Origin of the sequence: Enterococcus sp. H57 (assembly GCF_003112495.1) — a bacterium.
Taxonomy (GTDB): Bacteria; Bacillota; Bacilli; order Lactobacillales; family Enterococcaceae; genus Enterococcus_B; species Enterococcus_B faecium.
The window spans coordinates 1-690 of sequence record NZ_BEHC01000053.1 but is presented as its reverse complement, the minus strand read 5'-3'; the positions used below and the strand labels follow the sequence as shown (position 1 = coordinate 690).

1 pseudogene is annotated in these 690 nt (G+C 34.5%); it reads left to right on the top strand.

From position 1 onward, the window contains the following. Nucleotides 1-107: 107 nt before the first annotated feature. A pseudogene (locus DIZ30_RS10165) lies at nt 108-690 on the top strand (IS256-like element ISEf1 family transposase); the annotation flags it as partial.

The following is a 690-nucleotide window of genomic DNA, read 5'->3' as shown; positions in this document are numbered from 1 at the left end:
GAGAGTATAAAATATTTTGTGTAAATGAAAAAATCCATACAAAAAAGGAAGTCCCTTCTGTAGAATAAAGTTAACGACAACCAATTCACAGAAAAGAGGACTTCCCTATGAATGATTTTACTACAGAAATTGTGCAAACTCTAGTCACTAAAGGCGATTTAAATGAATTATTCCGTTCGCACTTAGAAAAAGCGATAAACACACTCCTACGGACTGAATTAACGGCTTTTTTAGATTACGAAAAATATGATCGCACTGGTTTTAATTCAGGTAATTCGAGAAACGGTTCTTACTTTCGATCAATCAAAACCGAATATGGTGAATTAACATTGGAAATACCTAGAGATCGTAATGGTGAGTTTAAACAACAAACTTTACCAGCCTACAAAAGAACAAACGATACATTGGAAACCACTATTATCCATTTATTCGAAAAAGGTGTTACGATGTCTGAAATTGCTGATTTGATCGAAAAAATGTACGGTCATCACTATACTCCACAAACCATGTCCAACATGACTAAAGTTCTGACTGAAGAAGTAAATGCCTTTAAATCCAGAGCCTTAAATGATAAGTATGTCGCTATTTTTATGGACGCTACTTACATTCCACTAAAACGTCAAACTGTATCCAAAGAAGCGATTTATATTGCCATTGGTATACGAGAAGACGGCACTAAAGAAGTACTGA